The 16,405-nt window shown below is 70.7% G+C and carries 14 protein-coding genes and 1 pseudogene; 2 read left to right on the plus strand and 13 right to left on the minus strand.

The annotated features are described in order from the left end of the window. Positions 1-16: 16 nt before the first annotated feature. The 7 genes from D474_RS0102030 to D474_RS0102060 all read right to left on the minus strand — a co-directional run bounded on the left by D474_RS0102030 (position 17) and on the right by D474_RS0102060 (position 8,187). On the minus strand, positions 17-2,863 hold the full coding sequence (locus tag D474_RS0102030) for a DEAD/DEAH box helicase (protein WP_017611931.1): 2,847 nt from the start codon (positions 2,861-2,863) through the stop codon (positions 17-19). A 10-nt stretch (positions 2,864-2,873) separates the two neighbouring features. Continuing rightward, positions 2,874-3,776: a diacylglycerol/lipid kinase family protein gene (locus tag D474_RS0102035; RefSeq protein ID WP_017611932.1), complete on the minus strand. Its 903-nt coding sequence runs from the start codon at positions 3,774-3,776 to the stop codon at positions 2,874-2,876. 87 nt (positions 3,777-3,863) lie between these two features. Further along, a complete protein-coding gene (locus D474_RS0102040) occupies positions 3,864-4,277 on the minus strand; it encodes a DUF397 domain-containing protein (protein WP_017611933.1) in 414 nt (137 codons plus the stop codon). A 113-nt stretch (positions 4,278-4,390) separates the two neighbouring features. Further along, complete coding sequence (gene tatC / locus D474_RS0102045) at positions 4,391-5,245, minus strand: twin-arginine translocase subunit TatC (protein ID WP_017611934.1); 855 nt, start codon at positions 5,243-5,245, stop codon at positions 4,391-4,393. Between the two features lie 223 nt (positions 5,246-5,468). Continuing rightward, positions 5,469-5,822 carry a Sec-independent protein translocase subunit TatA gene (tatA, locus tag D474_RS0102050; RefSeq protein ID WP_017611935.1) on the minus strand — a complete coding sequence of 118 codons (354 nt, stop codon included), beginning with the start codon at positions 5,820-5,822 and terminating at the stop codon, positions 5,469-5,471. A gap of 66 nt (positions 5,823-5,888) precedes the next feature. After that, on the minus strand, positions 5,889-6,077 hold the full coding sequence (locus D474_RS0102055) for a hypothetical protein (protein ID WP_017611936.1): 189 nt from the start codon (positions 6,075-6,077) through the stop codon (positions 5,889-5,891). Between the two features lie 61 nt (positions 6,078-6,138). Next, the gene (locus D474_RS0102060) at positions 6,139-8,187 is read right to left on the minus strand and encodes a helix-turn-helix transcriptional regulator (protein ID WP_017611937.1); all 2,049 of its coding nucleotides are present in this window, start codon (positions 8,185-8,187) and stop codon (positions 6,139-6,141) included. A 105-nt stretch (positions 8,188-8,292) separates the two neighbouring features. Here D474_RS0102060 and D474_RS27380 point away from each other — a divergent pair. After that, positions 8,293-9,114 (plus strand): annotated as a pseudogene (locus D474_RS27380) (DUF3866 family protein). Between the two features lie 114 nt (positions 9,115-9,228). Here the strand turns inward: D474_RS27380 and D474_RS0102070 are convergent. The 6 genes from D474_RS0102070 to D474_RS0102095 form a co-directional block, all read right to left on the minus strand. Then, positions 9,229-10,236 carry a methionyl-tRNA formyltransferase gene (locus D474_RS0102070; protein WP_026118096.1) on the minus strand — a complete coding sequence of 336 codons (1,008 nt, stop codon included), beginning with the start codon at positions 10,234-10,236 and terminating at the stop codon, positions 9,229-9,231. Between the two features lie 131 nt (positions 10,237-10,367). Beyond that, complete coding sequence (locus D474_RS0102075) at positions 10,368-11,552, minus strand: FKBP-type peptidyl-prolyl cis-trans isomerase (protein WP_040702957.1); 1,185 nt, start codon at positions 11,550-11,552, stop codon at positions 10,368-10,370. A 154-nt stretch (positions 11,553-11,706) separates the two neighbouring features. Then, positions 11,707-13,065, minus strand: a complete 1,359-nt coding sequence (gene pafA, locus D474_RS0102080; protein WP_017611941.1) for a Pup--protein ligase — start codon at positions 13,063-13,065, stop codon at positions 11,707-11,709. Positions 13,066-13,178: 113 nt separating this feature from the next. Beyond that, positions 13,179-13,931 carry a proteasome subunit alpha gene (gene prcA / locus D474_RS0102085; RefSeq protein ID WP_017611942.1) on the minus strand — a complete coding sequence of 251 codons (753 nt, stop codon included), beginning with the start codon at positions 13,929-13,931 and terminating at the stop codon, positions 13,179-13,181. Between the two features lie 52 nt (positions 13,932-13,983). Next, entirely contained in the window at positions 13,984-14,826 is an 843-nt protein-coding gene (prcB, locus tag D474_RS0102090) for a proteasome subunit beta (protein WP_017611943.1), read from the minus strand. Positions 14,827-14,995: 169 nt separating this feature from the next. Continuing rightward, a complete protein-coding gene (locus D474_RS0102095) occupies positions 14,996-15,199 on the minus strand; it encodes a ubiquitin-like protein Pup (protein WP_017611944.1) in 204 nt (67 codons plus the stop codon). A 603-nt stretch (positions 15,200-15,802) separates the two neighbouring features. Here D474_RS0102095 and D474_RS0102100 point away from each other — a divergent pair. Next, positions 15,803-16,405: alpha-lytic protease prodomain-containing protein (locus tag D474_RS0102100; protein WP_017611945.1), on the plus strand; the 603-nt coding region annotated here is incomplete at its 3' end.

Here is a 16,405-nt window from a genome sequence, read left to right on the forward strand (position 1 = left end):
GCCCTCACACGAGGGCTCAGCTGAAGGAGGAGTAGGCCACCACCCCGCGCAGCACGAGGTCGGCGGCCTTGCGGGCGTTGCGGCGCACGCCAGGGTCGCCCGCGGCGCCGCCGATCTGGCCGAGCATGTCCACGAGCATCTTCGTGGTGCGCACGAAGTCGCCCGCGGTCATGTCCGACTGGCGCAGCACCGAGTCGAGGCGGTCGCCGCGCGCCCACCGGTAAGCGGTCCACACGAACCCCAGGTCGGGCTGGCGCAGGAACGTCACCTTGTGGCGGCGCTCCACCTCGTTCAGGTCGCCCCACAGGCGCACCATCTCCTCGAGCGTCTCCTCAACGTCGCCCTGCGGGATACGCGGGTAGGGGTCGTCGTCGCGCCGGGACTCGTAGACCAGCGCGGCGGCGCAGGCGGCGATCTCCTCCGGGCCCAGGTGCTCCCAGATCCCGCGCCGCAAGCACTCGGCCACGAGCAGGTCGAGCTCGGAGTAGACCTTGGCCAGGCGCTTGCCGTCGTCGGAGACCATGTCGCCGTCGAGGTACTCCAGATCCTCCAGCACCCCGCAGACCCGGTCGAAGGTGCGCGAGATGATGTGGGAACGCCCCTCGACCCGGCCCCGCAGCCCGTCGGTCTCCTTCTTGAGCCGGAAGTAGCGCTCGGCCCAGCGGGCGTGGTCCTCACGGTCGTGGCACCCGTGGCAGGGGTGGGCCTTCATCTCCGAACGAAGCCGCGCGACCTCCGGGTCCTCGGCGTCGGCGCCCCGGCGTCCGCGGCGCTCGGCCGGTGACTCGTCACCGTTCTCGCGGAGCTTGTTGCGCAGCGTCGAGGCCAGGTCCTGGCGCGAGCGCGAGGACTTGGGCGAGAAGGACTTCGGGATGCGCAGACGCTGGATCGCCTCGACGGGGCGGGTGAAGTCACCGACGTTGAGGCGCTTGATCTGTTTGTCCATCGTCAGCACGAGCGGCGCCGGGGTGTCGTTGCGCAGCCCCGGGTCGAGCACCACCGCGTGCCCGGCGAAACGTCCCGCGGGCACCCGGATGACGTCGCCGCGCCGCAGCACTTCGAGGCTGCGCACGGCGTCCTCCCGCCGACGGGCCGAACGGCCGCGCGAGATCTCGCTCTCGCGGTCCTTGATCGCCCGACGCAGGGCCGCGTACTCCATGAAGTCGCCCAGGTGGCACTCGGCGGCCTGCGCGTACCCTTCCAGGGCCTCCTCCTGCTTGCGCAGCTGCCGGGTCAGGCCGACCACGGCCCGGTCGGCCTGGAACTGCGCGAAGGACTCCTCCAACATGGTGCGGCTGCGCCTGCGGCCGACCTGGCCCACCAGGTTGACCGCCATGTTGTAGGAGGGCTGGAAACTGGAGTTGAGCGGGTAGGTGCGGGTCCCGGCCAGGCTCGCGACCGCCTCGGGGTCGGTTCCGGCCTGCCACACCACCACGGCGTGGCCCTCGACGTCGATGCCGCGGCGCCCTGCCCGCCCGGTGAGCTGTGTGTACTCGCCCGGGGTCAGCGGCGCATGTGTCTCGCCGTTCCACTTGTCGAGCTTCTCGATGACCACGGTGCGGGCGGGCATGTTGATGCCCAGAGCGAGGGTCTCGGTCGCGAAGACCACTCGGATCAGCCCGCGGGAGAACAGGTGCTCGACGATCTCCTTGAACGTCGGCAGCATGCCCGCGTGGTGCGCGGAGATCCCGGCCTCCAGGGCTTGCAGCCACTGGTCGAACCCGAGCACGGCCAGGTCGGCCGGCGGGATGTCGGCGCAGCGCGTCTCGGCGTACTCGCGGATCTGCGCGGCCTCCTCGGGGGTGGTCAGCATCAGCCCCGAGGACACGCACTGGCGGACCGCGTCGTCGCAGCCGGCGCGGCTGAAGACGAAGGTGATGGCGGGCAGCAGGCCCTCGTCGTCGAGTTCCTCCACGAGGGTGGGACGCGAGGGCGGTGCGTAGCGCGTGCGCGGGCGCATGCGTCCGCGGGCCCGGTTCTGGGGGTGGCGCTTCCGGTGCGCGAGCTGGGTGGTGCGCGCGTCCTCCTCGGCCATACGGATGAGCCGGGGGTTGATGTGCAGGATCTGGCCGCCGACCTCGATCTGGCGGGGCTGGTCCTCCCGGCGGCGGCGTTCACGGCGGCGCTTGCGTGCGCGGCCGGAACCCTCCCCGTCGGCGTCGGTGGACTGCGGCTCGGGCTCGGCCTCCACGAACAGGTCGTGCACGCGCTTTCCGACCATGACGTGCTGCCACAGCGGCACGGGGCGCTTCTCGTCGACGATGACGGTGGTGTCGCCGCGTACCTGCTGCAGCCACTCGCCGAACTCCTCGGCGTTGCTGACGGTGGCGGAGAGGGCGACCATGCGCACCGACTCGGGGAGGTGGATGATGACCTCCTCCCAGACGGCGCCGCGGAACCGGTCGGCGAGGTAGTGGACCTCGTCCATGACCACGTAGGCCAGCCCGGAGAGCGTCGATGAGCCCTCGTAAAGCATGTTGCGCAGCACCTCGGTGGTCATCACGACCACCGGCGCCTCGCCGTTGACGCTGTTGTCCCCGGTCAGGAGCCCGACCTGGTCACTTCCGTAGCGCTTGACGAGGTCGTTGTACTTCTGGTTCGACAACGCCTTGATGGGCGTGGTGTAGAAGCACTTGGTGCCCTCCTGCAGGGCCTGGTGCACCGCGAACTCGCCGACGACGGTCTTTCCGGACCCGGTTGGTGCGGCCACCAGGACCCCGTGGCCGTTCTCCAGCGCCTTGCAGGCCCGGAGCTGGAAGGGGTCGAAATCGAAGCCGTACAGGCCCTGGAAGGCCTCGATCCCGGCACTGGTGGCGGCCTGGCGCCGACGGAAGGCGGCGTACCGCTCTGCTGGACTACTCATCACGTTCAGACTATGAGGTCAGATCCAACATCTCGACCGCTTTGGGAGCGGCCTCGCAGACCAGGGGCATGGCGCTCATGCGCTCACCGTCGGCGTAGGCGGGGCCCGATCCGTTGCCGCGCACGGTCACGGTGCGCCCGCGTTCGACGACGACCTCGGGCAGGTGGGTGTGGGCACCGGTGTAGGCGAGGGGGAACAGGCGCAGGAACCTGTGGAGGGGCCCCTCGCGCATGAAGGTGACGTCGAGCAGCCCGTCGGCGGGGTCTGCGTCGGGGCAGACCTTCAAACCGCCGCCGTAGGTGGAGGTGTTACCGACGGCCACGAGCATGCCGGGTTCGGCGATGCGGGTGCGGCCGTCGATCTCGATCTCGTAGTCGATGGGCACGAAGGACCGCAGCTCGGCGAGCAGCCCGGCGACGTAACCGGCGCGGCCGATCCGGAACCGGAACCCGTTGACGCGTTCGTTGACTCGGGCGTCGAACCCGCAGGCCAGCACGCTGAGGTAGTAGCGCTGCGTGCCGTCTGCCAAGCGCAGACGCACGGCATCGGTGGCGCGGGTACGGCCCGCCAGGATCGCTTCGGCAGTGGCGCGCGCGGTGCGCGGCGGGTGGCCCAGGACGCGGGCGATGTCGTTGCCCGTACCGGTGGGCACGACGGCGAGGGGCACCCCCGTGGAGGCCACGCCCTGCAGGGCCTGGTGGACGAGGCCGTCCCCACCCACGGCCACGAGTGCGTCGGGGCCGTCTGCGGCGGCCAGGCGGGCCATGCGGCGGCTGTCGGAGGCAGAGCTGCCGGTGTAGACGTGCACCCGGGCCCCGGCGGTGCGCAGGGCTTCCTTGAGGCGGACCGCGGCGACCGCGGCGCGACGACGGCCGGAAGCGGGGTTGACCAGCAGAGCGATGTGGGGGGTCATGGGCGGGGGTCCTTAACTACCCGGGCAGGGAGGGTCGGTCGGAAGAGGTTGGGCCGGCACACCCTCGCGCCCGGGTGTGCGCCGTGCTCATTCCGAGGCGGTGATCGCCTTCTCGCGTTCGCGGCGATGGTACTCGGCCATGGCTTCGGGGGTGTTGAGCGGGGAGGGCACCCACGAGGCCTCGGCCCCGGCCTCGCCCCGCTGGACGGCGGCCTCCTCCTCGCTCAGGTATTCCTCGGGGATGTCGAACTCGCCGTCGCGGGCACCCAGGACGAAGGCCTCCCACTCGGCGGGGGTGAAGAACAGGGTGCCCTTGTCCGGGGACTTGCCGTCGCGCACGGCCCGGAAACCGTCGTCGAACTCGGCGACCTCCACGATCGCCTCGGAGCTCTCCGCGGACAGCGACGAGCGCATCCACACCGCGTGGGTGGTGTCGTGCCACTTCGAGTTGCCCTTGGCCTCGGGTGGCAGCTCGCGCCCCTGCTCGGTCGGCTCGGTCACGTCGGTCTCCTCCGCTCTGTCGCCCGGGGGCCGCCGTGCACGACGGGCCCCTCCGGGGGATGGTCTGCTCGGGGCCGTGCCCCACCAGGGACCCTAGCGCGAACCCCTCCCGGTCAGGGGCGTTTGTCCTCTCTTCCGTCGGCCTGCTCGAGCTCCTCCACGGGGGAAGGTTTCTCATCCATGGCGGACGGGGTCTCGTCGAGCTCGGAGATCTCGTCGTCGTCGAGACCGGCGGAGGGGTCGCGGCGCTTGCGGCGGCGGTCGTTGAGGAAACAGAACAGCTCGGCGATCCCGAAGAGCACCACGAGCGGGATCGCGAGCGCGAGCATGGAGATCGGTTCGGCCGGGGTGATGACCGCGGCGATCAGGAACGCGCAGAAGATGATGACGCGGCGCCACCTGGCGATGGCCTCGTGTGTCAGGATCCCGACGATGTTGAGCAGGATGACCAGCAGCGGCATGACGAAACCGAGGCCGAACATGCCCATCATGATGAGCATGTAGTTGAGGTACTCGCCGATGGTCAGGTAGGGGTCGGCGTCCTCGGGCAGGAAGCCGAAGAGCATCTGCAGCGCCAGGGCGGTGACGGTGTAGGCCAGGCCGGCACCGACGATGAACAGGATCCCGGCCAGGGGTGCGAAGACGAAGGCGTACTTCTTCTCGCGGCCGTGGAGAGCTGGGGCGACGAACGCCCAGAGCTGGTACAGCCACAGGGGTGCTGTGACCAGGGCGCCGACGAACAGCCAGATCTTGAAGGCGACGAAGAAGGCGTCGAAGGGGCCGGTGACGATGAGGGAGCAGCCCCCGCCCTCCACGACCTGCGAGTCGGGAAGGGAGCAGTAGGGCTCGGTCAGGACGTCCCAGACCGGATCGTAGATCAGGAAGCCGACCACGGTGCCCAGAGCCAGGGCGATCGCCGCCTTGGTCAGGCGGCCGCGCAGTTCGCGCAGGTGGTCCATGAGGGGCATCCGGGCTTCCGGATTCTCCCGGCGGCGGGACCTCATCGTGCCGTCACTCTCTTCTCCTCGGGGCGCGGGCGGGAGGAACGCGACCCCTTCCGACAACGGTCCGGCGCGGCACCCGGGGTGCCGCGCCCGTCGTCACCGCGTGTGGCTGGGGGGGGGGGGNCGCGTGTGGCTGGGGGCGGGGTGCGCCCGACGCGGACCCGCCCGTTCTCGGCGGCGGGTGCTTCTAGTTGCCGTAGCTGCGGTGGGCGGACTCGCCGGACTCGTTGACGATGCGCTGGCCGGGCGGCAGCTGGCGCGGGTCGTGCTGCACGGATTCGTCGCCGGGCGCCTGCTGGTTCTGCTGCCCCGGCTGCTCGGGCTGCTGCCCCTGGGGCTGCGCCTGGGCCTGCTGGTCCTGCTGGGCGGCCTCGCCCTCCTTGGCCTCGTTGTCGTCGTCGACCAGGCCCTTGCTCTCGGCCTTGAGGATGCGGGCGCTGCGTCCCAGCGAACGGGCCAGGTCGGGGAGCTTCTTGGCTCCGAAGAGCAGAAGGGCCAGGATCACCAGAATGGCGATGGTAGGTCCGTTGAACGGTCCCATGGTTCTACCTCTCTGTGGGGCGCCGCCAAGCGCCGTCGATGGTACGCGCGTTCGGTCTCGGAGCCGTCACGCCGGAGCACCGTCCCGTGGTGCCCCGCCCGCACGCGGCTCGGCACCGATCGTCTGGCGCTCCCCCGACACCCGCGCCACCTCGGCGGACAGCTCGCGCGCAGCGCGGCCGGCCCGTACCGACAGGGCGGCGACGGTGACGGCTCCGACGAGAACCGCACCGAATAGGACAGCGAGGACGATCATGCCTACAACCATATCCCGTCCCCGGTCGAGTACGCCCCACCCCCGGATGAACAGCTGGGGCTCACGTGGGCGACGAAGCGGTCTCGACCTGTTCCGACGATGTTTGCACCGGGCCGTAGTGTTCGAGCGCGCGTGCGGCCTCGTCACGCACCTCCCGTGCCAGTGAGCCCGGCGACACCACACATCCCTCCGGCCCCACGAGCAACGCCAGGCGCGCGATCCACGCGGGGGCAGGGGTGCGCAGAGTCGCCCGCACGCGCCCGTGGGGCAGGTCGGTGACCGATTCGCACACGTACTCCTCGGTGACCCAACGGGCACCGGGTTCCAGGTCGAGGGTGATGACGGCGTCGGCCTCGGAACGCTGAAGCACGCCCCGGGACAGGTCGCGCCGGGTCACACCCTCGGGGATCTCGGCGGCGAAGGGCAGCACCCGCAGGTCCAGGACCCGGTCGAGGCGGAAGAACCGCACGTCCTGGCGCAGCCGGCAGTACCCCTCCAGGAAGGTGTGGCCGCCCTCGACCACCAGACCCATGGGATCGACCTCCCGGTCGTCGACGCGGTCGAAGTAGCCGTGCAGGTAACGCAGGTGCAGGCGCTGGCCGTTCTCCAGCGCCTCGGAGCAGGACGAGCGCACCAGTTCGGCGCCGTCGTCCTCCACGCGCACGTCGACGGAGTCGGCCAGGCGGGCCACGGCGGTTCCGGCGGCCTCGCGGAGCTTGCGTGCGACCCGGTGCAGGGCCTCGCTCTCGGGCACGCCGCTGCCGTCGAGCTCCTCCAGCAGGGACAGGCCCACGACCAGGCTGGCGGCCTCATCGGCAGTCAGGCGCAGGGGCTGGGCGAGGGTGTCGGCGTTGCCGATGATGATCTCGCCGGACTCGCGGGCGGCGTCGAGGTCAACATCGATGAGGTCCCCGGGGGTGTATCCGGGCAGGCCGCACATCCACAGGAGCCGGAGGTCGTCCACGACCTGCTTCTCGCTGAGACCGAAGTGGGCGGCGACCTCCGGAACGCGCACGTCGCGGCCCAGGGCGTAGGGCACGAGCATGAGCAGTCGGCGCAGCTGATCGGAGGAGCGGGGCCCGCGCCCGGCGGAGGATCCTGTGTCCGCGGGTCCGGGTGTGTCGGGGGCGGGGACGGGCTCGGGGTCGCGTCCGGCGACGGCGGCCAGGTGCTGGGCCACGGCCGTACGGGCCTCGGCGGGTTCGAGCACAGCGGCGTCGGAGCCGTGAGAGGCCACCTGGCCCACGAAGGCGTTGAGGTCGGTGTAGGCGAGGGTGAGGGTGTCCCAGCCGGACCCGTGCTCGCGCTCTCCTGCCACGACGCGCTGGGCGTGGCGGCGCAGTCCGTGAGCGGTGTCGGTGCGCACGCGCAGGCGGGCGGTGCGTTCGGGTTCACTGCGGTGTTCGGCGGCCACAGAACGCAGGTCCACACCCTCGGGGACCTCCACGGCGGGACCGGTGGTGAGTACCCGGACCGGTCCGCGGACCCGGCTGAGGCGGAAGACCCGGCGGGCCCCGCGCAGGCGGTCGTGGCCGACCACGTACCAGTGACCGCGCAGGTTGACGATGCCCCAGGGTTCCAGTTCCCGGGCCTCGGTGCCGGAGCGGCCGGGTTTGCGGTAGTCGAAGGCGATGGGGCGACGGTCGCGCACGGCCTGCCAGACCGGACCGAAGGCGGGCTCGTCGGTGCGCATGGCGGGGGTCAGGCCCGGCGCTGCGTCGGGATCGACAGGGACCCCGGCGGCCCGGAGCTTGAACAGGGCGTCGGAGGCGGCCGAACCGAGGGAGGCGTGGCGCCAGGCACGGGCTGCCAGGCCCAGCACGAGCGCTTCGTCGGGCAACAGCGCGATCTCGGCCAGTTCGTACTCGCCGCGCCGGACCCGGTAGCCGTCCTCACCGCTGAAGGCGTCCCCGGCCCCGACCTCGATGGGGATGCCGCTCTCGCGCAGTTCGTGTTTGTCGCGCTCGAACATGCGCTTGAAGGCGGACTCGGTCTCGACCTCGGTGTAGCCGTGCACGGTCTCCCGGATCTCGTGGGCGGTCAGATACCGCCGGGTGGACAACAGGCAGATGACGAGGTTCAACTGCCGTTCGGTCTTCCTGCGCGACATGCGACGCACCCGCTTTCCGCCCGTGTACCGACCTGTGCGTGAACCGCCGGGGGCGCGGGCGCGCCTGCCCGGGTGCGGTTCAGCAATGACGGTACCGTGCCGACCATGATCCGGTGGCGCCGTGGTGAAGTTCGTCAGATCCTCCCGTCATGGCCCGGTGTCACCCTGTGTGCGGTCTCGCTCGGCACGCGAGGGGAGCCCGGGAGCGGTGCCTCCCCCACCTCCAGGGCGCTGGCCCACACCGCCCTGGTGGGCGCCCCGAGGTGGGTGACACGGTGCTGCTCAACACCGGGGCGCTGGACCTGGGTCTGGGCACCGGCGGGTACGCGCTGGTGGTGGCGGTGCCCGACCGCCTCCCGGCCGACCGTGAGGGGCCCGGGCACGTGGTCAAGGCGCGGTACACCGATGCAGGCCACGGTGCAGGGCGCGGACGAGCAGGGGTCACCCCACCACGAGGCCCGGCACGTGCTCGATGCCGACCTCGCGGTGCTGTGCCAGGGTCCCGGCAACCTGGGAACCGGCACACCCTGGGGGTTCTCAGGGGTCTCCTGCGGTGAGGCGGTCAATGCGGTGGCGGCCCTGGACGGCCGGGCCGTGGCGTCGCTGCGGGTGAGCGAGGCCGACCCGCGTCTGCGCCACCGCGGGGTGTCCCACCACAGTCTGACAGCGTACGGACGGGTGGCGCTGGCGCCGGCGGAGGTCGTGGTGCCCGATCTGCCGGGGGTGTTCGGCGAGCGGGTGCGCGATCAGGCCCGCGGCCTGGGGGCACGGCACTCCCTGGTGCAGATCCCGGTGGACGGGTTGGAGGAGGAGGTGTTGGCCCTGCCGGTGCAGGTCTCCACGATGGGTGGAGGTCTGGGGCAGGACCGGGCGGCGTTCCTGAGCGCGGCGGCGGCCGGGCGCCACGCCGCGCGCTTGCTGTTCTGACGGCACCGGAGGCCACATCGCGACGTCGACGGGCCCGACTCTCCTACGGGGCCTGCCACCAGAGCCGATGCCCCTCCGGGAGCAGGGTTCCAGGACGGGCCCGGTGAACCCCGTCTAGGCCTGCAGGAGTGCGTCGACCCCTGAGGCCTGTCCGGGGACGACGGCGCGGCCCTGGTCGTCGACCATGTGCGCAGCGGGCTCGTCGAAGAAGGCACCGGGTCGGAACATCGCCAGAGAACCGGGCTCCGCGCGCACCCCTTCGTCCACCCGCACCGACCCAGGCACGAACACGGTCCCGTCCCCGCAGGTCACACCCCAGGCGCGACCGGGCCCGGCAGAGACGATCTCGCCCGGGGCCCCTCCGGGCACATCGCTGAGCGTGCCGTCACACAGGGTCACCCGGCTCTCGCCGAACATCGCGAAGGCCCCGGGATAGGGGGCGGACAGGGCGCGCACCATCCGGTCGACGTCGCGTCCGGCGGCGCTGAGGTCCAGGAGCCCGTCGCTGGGCCGGCGGCGCGGCCAGACCGAGCCGTGCCCGTTCTGCGCGCGCCGGGGCGCGGACCCGGCAAGCAGATCGTCGAGGTGGTGCACCAGGAGTTCGGCCTGGATGTGCCCGACGCGCTCGTACAGGCCCGTGGCGGTGACGTCGGGGGCGACCTCGAACCAGCGCTGGTCGACGACGTCGCCGCTGCCGGGCTCGCCGCCGTCCAGGTGGAAGAGGGTGACGGCGCTGGAGCGCATGTCGCGCAGGATGGTCCAGGGGATGGGGGCGCGGCCGCGGCCCACCGGCAGGGGGGCGGGGTGCAGGCCGACCGCGCCCAGGGGCAGGGCATCCAGGACGGGTTCGGGGATCTGCTGGGACCATCCGGCCACGATCATGAGGTCGATGCCGTGGGCGGCCAGGGCGTCGCGGGCCTCGTCCGATCCCACGTCGGCGGCGCGCAGGTGGGGCACGCCGTGGGAGCGGGCAAGGTCCTCGTAGTCGGTGTAGCCGCAGCGGTGGGCGAGCTCGGCCGGGTAGGACACCACCAGGGAGGGCGGCCGACCCTGCGCGCAGAGCTCCTCGAGGGCCGGGACGCCCAACCGGAGTCCGGACACGTAGCAGTACCGACGCTGCATGGTTCCCCCTCGACATCCCTGAAACGTGGTCCGACTGTACGTACCGCGCCGATGCGGGGGCGCCCGGACACGCGGACGCCCCCACGCCCCCGCCGGTGGGGCGGGGGCGTCGGCGGATGCGGGAGAGGGTCTTACCCCTGCCCGGGATCACCCTCCTCGGGCATCAGGTCCTCGAGGTCCTCGGGGTCGATCTCGCCCTCGGGCATCCCCTCCGGCATGCCCTCCGGCTGCTCCGGCATACCCTCGGGCTGCTCCGGCATACCCTCGGGCTGCTCGGGCATGTCCTCGGGGTCGGGCTGCGGCGGGTTCTCGACGGCGTCGAGGATGTCGACGACGAAGACGAGCGTTCCGGTGGGGGTGCCCATGCCGGTGTCCTCGTCGCCGTAGGCCAGGTCCGGCGGTACGACCATGAGCAGTCGGCTGCCGACCTTCTCGCCGACCATGCCCTCGTCCCAGCCCTCGATGACAGCACCGCCGCCGATGTTGACGTCGAAGGGGGTGCCGCCCTGGCTCCAGGTGGAGTCGAAGACCTCGTTGCGGCCCTCGTCGTCGGGCTCCCAGGGCACCCCCGTGTACTGGACGATGACCTGCTGGCCGTCCTCGACCTCGTCGCCCTCCCCCTCGATGAGGGGCTCGACGGTCAGGTCCTCGGGGGGGTCGGTCTCGGGAACGTCGATCTCGGGCTCGGAGTGGCCTTCCTGGACGACGGTGGGCAGGTCGTCCCCGATGTCCTCGGTCGGCTCACCGGGAACGACGGCGCCGGCCCCGAAGCGGTCCATCAAGTCCAGGACCAGCACGGTGGCGCCCTCGGGCACCTCCTGGCCCATGGACTCGGCCTGGGTGCGCTCCTCCTCGCTGAGCGGGGGCATGACGTAGACGACGCGGCTGCCGACGGGCTGGTTGACCATCGGGGAGGACAGCTCGTCCGGCATCTCCTCCATACGGATGAGGTCCGGGGCCCCGGTCTCATAACTGGCCTGGTCGGGGTCGAGCTCCTCACCCTCGCCGGCGGCGCTCCACTCGTACTGGGCGAAGTTGGCCACGACCAGGTCGTCGTTGCGGACCAGCCCGTCCTCGCCCTCGCCCTCGTGGACGACACCGGAGACCTCCTCGTCCGGCGGCTCCATGTCGGGGAAGGTGACCTCGGGCTTCTCGCCAACCTCTCCGGACACGGCGGGCAGCCGCTCGTCGGTCTCGTCCTCCCCCATCTGGAGGAAGGCAGGGGTCCGCCAGTCCTCGGGGATGGATCCGCAGCTGGAGACCGTCAGGGCGATGGCGGTCGCCGGCACCGCGAGGGCTACAGCACGTCGGTGCATGAGTCACAACCTCTGATTTCGGGCCTGGGACAGGGTCACACTACCGAATACGGGGAGTGCGGCCACCCTGCCGACCGTGCTGGCAGGGCCCGCGCATGCCCCGGCCCCGGGACGTGGAGCGCACGTACCCGGGGCCAAGGACTGTGACCTGCGATCACATACCGGCGATGAGTTTGTCGACCCGTTCGTCGACGGCCTTGAACGGGTCCTTGCACAGTACGGTCCGCTGGGCCTGATCGTTGAGTTTCAGGTGGACCCAATCGACGGTGAAGTCGCGCCGTTGTTCCTGGGCCCGGCGGATGAACTCGCCCCGGAGCTTGGCCCGGGTGGTCTGCGGAGGCACCGACTTGGCCTCGAAGATCTTCAGGTCGTCCACGACCCGGTCCATCTGGCCGCGGGCCTGGAGCATGTAGAAGAGCCCCCGGTCGCGGTGGATGTCGTGGTAGGTCAGGTCGAGCTGGGCAACGCGCGGCGAGGACAGCGACAGGTCGTGCTTCTCGCGGTAGCGCTCCAGGAGCAGGTACTTGGCGACCCAGTCGATCTCGCGGGCGACGGGTTCGAAGTTCTGGGTCTCGACCGCCTCGACGGTGCGCTGCCACAGGTCGAGCACGCGCTTGCCGGTGGCGTCGGTGCCGTGGCGGTCGACGTAGCTCTGGACCTTCTCCAGGTACTCGCGCTGGATCTCCAGGGCGCTGGCCTCGCGCCCGTTGGCCAGGCGCACCTTGCGGCGCCCGGTCATGTCGTGGCTGACCTCGCGGATGGCCCGGATGGGGTTCTCCAGAGTGTAGTCGCGCATGACCACACCGGCCTCGATCATGCGCAGCACGAGGTCGGTCGAGCCCAGCTTGAGCAGAGCGGTGGTCTCACTCATGTTGGAGTCGCCCACGATGACGTGCAGGCGCCGGAACCGTTCGGCGTCGGCGTGCGGCTCGTCGCGGGTGTTGATGATGGGACGCGATCGGGTGGTGGCCGAGGAGACCCCTTCCCAAATATGCTCGGCCCGCTGGCTGACGCAGAAGAGCGCACCCCTGGGGGTCTGCAGGACCTTGCCGGCCCCGCAAATGATCTGCCGGGTGACCAGGAACGGGATGAGGACGTCGGCCAGGCGTCCGAACTCCCCGTGCCGCCCCACGAGGTAGTTCTCGTGGCAGCCGTAGGAGTTCCCGGCCGAGTCGGTGTTGTTCTTGAACAGGTAGATGTCGCCGGCGATGCCCTCCTCGTGCAGGCGCTGCTCGGCGTCGACCTGCAGGCCTTCGAGGATGCGCTCGCCCGCCTTGTCGTGGGCCACCAGGTCCACGAGGTTGTCGCACTCGGGGGTGGCGTACTCGGGGTGACTGCCAACGTCCAGGTACAGGCGTGCACCGTTGCGCAGGAACACGTTGCTGCTGCGCCCCCACGAGACGACCCTGCGGAAGAGGTAGCGGGCGACCTCGTCGGGCGACAGCCGGCGCTGCCCCCTGAAGGTGCACGTGACCCCGTACTCGTTCTCCAGCCCGAAGATGCGTCGTTCCACGCGGCCTCACCAACTTCCCGTCCCGGAGGTGCCGGCGGCAGGGCCGCGCCGTCCGCACCCGCTCGGTCGGTGCGGTGCCGGGGCGGCACCGCACCGCATGTGTCGTCCTCAGGTCACTCCTGGTCCCCGCCCTCGGCGTCCGGATCGTCGGCCGCGGCCCGCCCGGTACCGGAACGGCCCTCATCCAGGAGGGTGCGGAGTCGGCGGCCGTGGATACGGCGGAACTTGCGGTGTTCGCGGGCGCGTTCCAGGACGGCGACCTCGAGGTTGCCGGCCTCCAGCTCGCGCTCCTCACCGTTCTCGTGCGCCAGGGCGCGCGTGGCGGTGTTGAGCGCCGAGGCCAGGGTCGCGTCGGCGGCGAAGCGGTCCTTGAGCTGGGTGGACACGTGCTCGGAAGAGCCGCCCACCGCGACGAAGCCCTGCTCGTCGACGATGGAGCCGTCGAAGGTGATGCGGTAGATCTCGTCGTCGACGGCGCTGTCACCGACCTCGGCGACGACGATCTCCACCTCCCAGGGCTTGAGGCTCTCGCTGAAGACCGTGCCCAGGGTCTGGGCGTAGATGTTGGCGAGCTGGCGTCCGCTGACGTCGCTCCGGTCGTACTGGTACCCGCGCACGTCGGCGAAGCGCACGCCCATCAGGCGCAGGTTCTCGAACTCGGGGTACCGACCCACGGCAGCGAAGCCGATGCGGTCGTAGAGCTCACTGATCTTGTGGAGGGTGCGGGACATGTTGTCGGCCACCATGAGGATCCCGCCGTCGTACTGCAGGACGACGGCGCTGCGGCCCCGCGCGATGCCTTTTCGCGCGTAGTCCGCCTTGTCCTTCATCTGTTGTTCGGGGGCAACGTAGAACGGCATCGACACCGCGGATCGTTCCTTACCTGGTCGGGAGAGTTCTGACGTGGGAGCCGGGCGGTCAGCTCAGCGGGGCGGTGGGCCCGTCCGGATGGGCGGCCCGCCGCTCGACCACCTCGGTGGCCAGGCGTTCGATCTCCTCGGCGGCCACGCGCCGGTGGCCGTCCTCGGTGATGACGTCGACGAGGGGGAAGATCTTGCGGTGCAGGTCGGGGCCGCCGGTGGCCGAGTCGTCGTCGGCGGCGTCGTAGAGCGCCTCCAGGACAGCCTTGAACGCCTCCTCCTCGGACAGGCCCTCGCGGTAGAGCTTCTTGAGCGAACCCTTGGCGTAGACCGATCCGGAACCGATGGAGTGGTAGTTCTGCTCCTCGTAGCGTCCGCCCACGACGTCGTAACTGAACAGGCGCCCCTCCTCGGAGCGCTCGTCGTAGCCGACCAGGAGGGGGATGACGGCAAAGCCCTGCATCGCCATACCCAGGTTGCCGCGCACCATCTGGGCCAGTTTGTTGGCCTTGCCCTCAAGGGAGAGGGCGCGTCCCTCCATCTTCTCGTAATGCTCCAGTTCAACCTGGTACAGGCGGGCAAGCTCGATCCCGAACCCCGCTGCGCCGGCGTAGGCCACCGCGGAGAACTCGTCGGTGCGGAACAGTTTGTCCACATCCCGCTTGGCGATGACGTTGCCCTGCGTGGCCCGCCGGTCGCCTGCCAGCACCACTCCCCCGGAGAAGGTCAGCGCGACGATGGTCGTCGCGTCCGGTGTCAGGTGTTCGCCTCCGCCCTGGGCGGGCGGATTGTGACCGGGCAGCAGCTCGGGACTGACCGCACCGAGGAACTCGGTGAAGGACGATGTCCCCGCACTCATGAACGCGGCGGGCATCCGTCCGCCCTCGAACCCTTCGAACACGCGTCTCCCTCCACTCGCGCTCCGCCCACCGAGAAGCAGGGGGTGCGGGCGGGGCGCCTCTGGTCCTTGTGTGTGATGCCCGGACCGGCCCGGCGGTCCGGTGGGAACGACATTAGGGCATGCCCGGCGGATCCCTGCTCCGCCGCGCCTCCGCCGTGCACGCCCCGGACTACTGTCCGCCCTTCTGCACGAACTGGCGCACGAAGTCCTCGGCGTTGTTCTCCAGGACGTCGTCGATCTCGTCGAGGATGTCGTCGACGTCCTCGTCGAGGCTCTCGTCGCGCTCGGTGGCCTCGGTGGTCGCCTCGGTCTCCTCTACCTCTTCCTCGCGGCGCGATCCGTGCTTCTGACCGCCGTTGTCCTTGGTCGCCATGGCTTGGTTCCTCCCATTCGGGGCTCTCGCCCTTATCTTGGCCCAACCTCGAGCGGCTCAACCCCCTTCCCGGGGCCCGATACGTGCTAGTTACTCGAGAGCGAACAGGCAGCGAGCCCGGCCGGACCGTGCCCCTCCGGTCGGGGCCGCGGCGTGTGCGGAACAACGGCTGCCGAGGTATCCACGCGGGGCTACCGGCGGGGCCACCTGACTGACCTCCGGGGTTACGCGTACGTGTCGGACCCGTCACAGATGGCACCCGGTTCCGTGGCCGAATCCGGCCACAGTTCTCCCTTGACCCGCGCATGCACCATCTGAAGGCCTTACGCGTGATCCCGGAAAGCGCGAGGTCAGGAATGTCGGGACTTATCCCCACAGAATTTTATTCATCGGATGTCTCGATGATTCGACACGATCTTGAACGATGTTCCCGAATAGCGGGCTTCCGCTGTGCAAGATGCGCACTTATGGTGTGGGCTCGTTTACCGGTCGTCTCGGTGAACACCCCCAGGAGTCCCACCCCCGGGGCTCCTTCGGGGCCGGCCCTCCCCCCGGTCGGCCGCCCCGAGAACCCCGTTCATATCCCCGAGGAGAGTAGGGATCATGCGACCCTCCCCCATCATCTCCGCGATCGGCACCGGCGCCCTGGCGCTGGGTATGTCGGTCGCCATCGCCCCCAGCGCGGGTGCGACCACCCTTCCGGCCGAGCCGGCCACGGACGACGTGGCCGCCACCATGGAGGAAGCGCTCGAGCGCGACTTCGGCCTCACCCCGTTCGAGGCCGAGGAGCTCCTGGAGGCTCAGGACGCGGCCATCGACATCGACGCGGAGGCCGCCGAGGCCGCCGGTGACAGCTACGGCGNCCTCGACCTGACCGTCCACGTCACCGACGCCGCGGCCGCCGAGCAGGTCGAAGCCGCCGGTGCCGAGGCCGCGGTCGTCGACCACGGCCACGAGGTGCTCGCCGGTGTCGTCGAGGAGCTCGACGCGGCCGGCGGCGCCGACGGCGTCGTGAGCTGGTACCCGGACGTCGAGAACGACACCGTCGTCGTCCAGGCCAACGACACCGACGCCGCCCAGAGCCTGATCGACAGCGCCGACGTGAACACCGCGGCCGTCGAGGTCGAGCAGACCGACGAGACGCCCGAGCTCTACGCCGACATCGTCGGCGGCGACGCCTACACCATGGGCGGCGGCCGCTGCTCC

The sequence above is a fragment of the Nocardiopsis salina YIM 90010 genome (genome assembly GCF_000341025.1).
Taxonomy (GTDB): domain Bacteria; phylum Actinomycetota; class Actinomycetes; order Streptosporangiales; family Streptosporangiaceae; genus Nocardiopsis; species Nocardiopsis salina.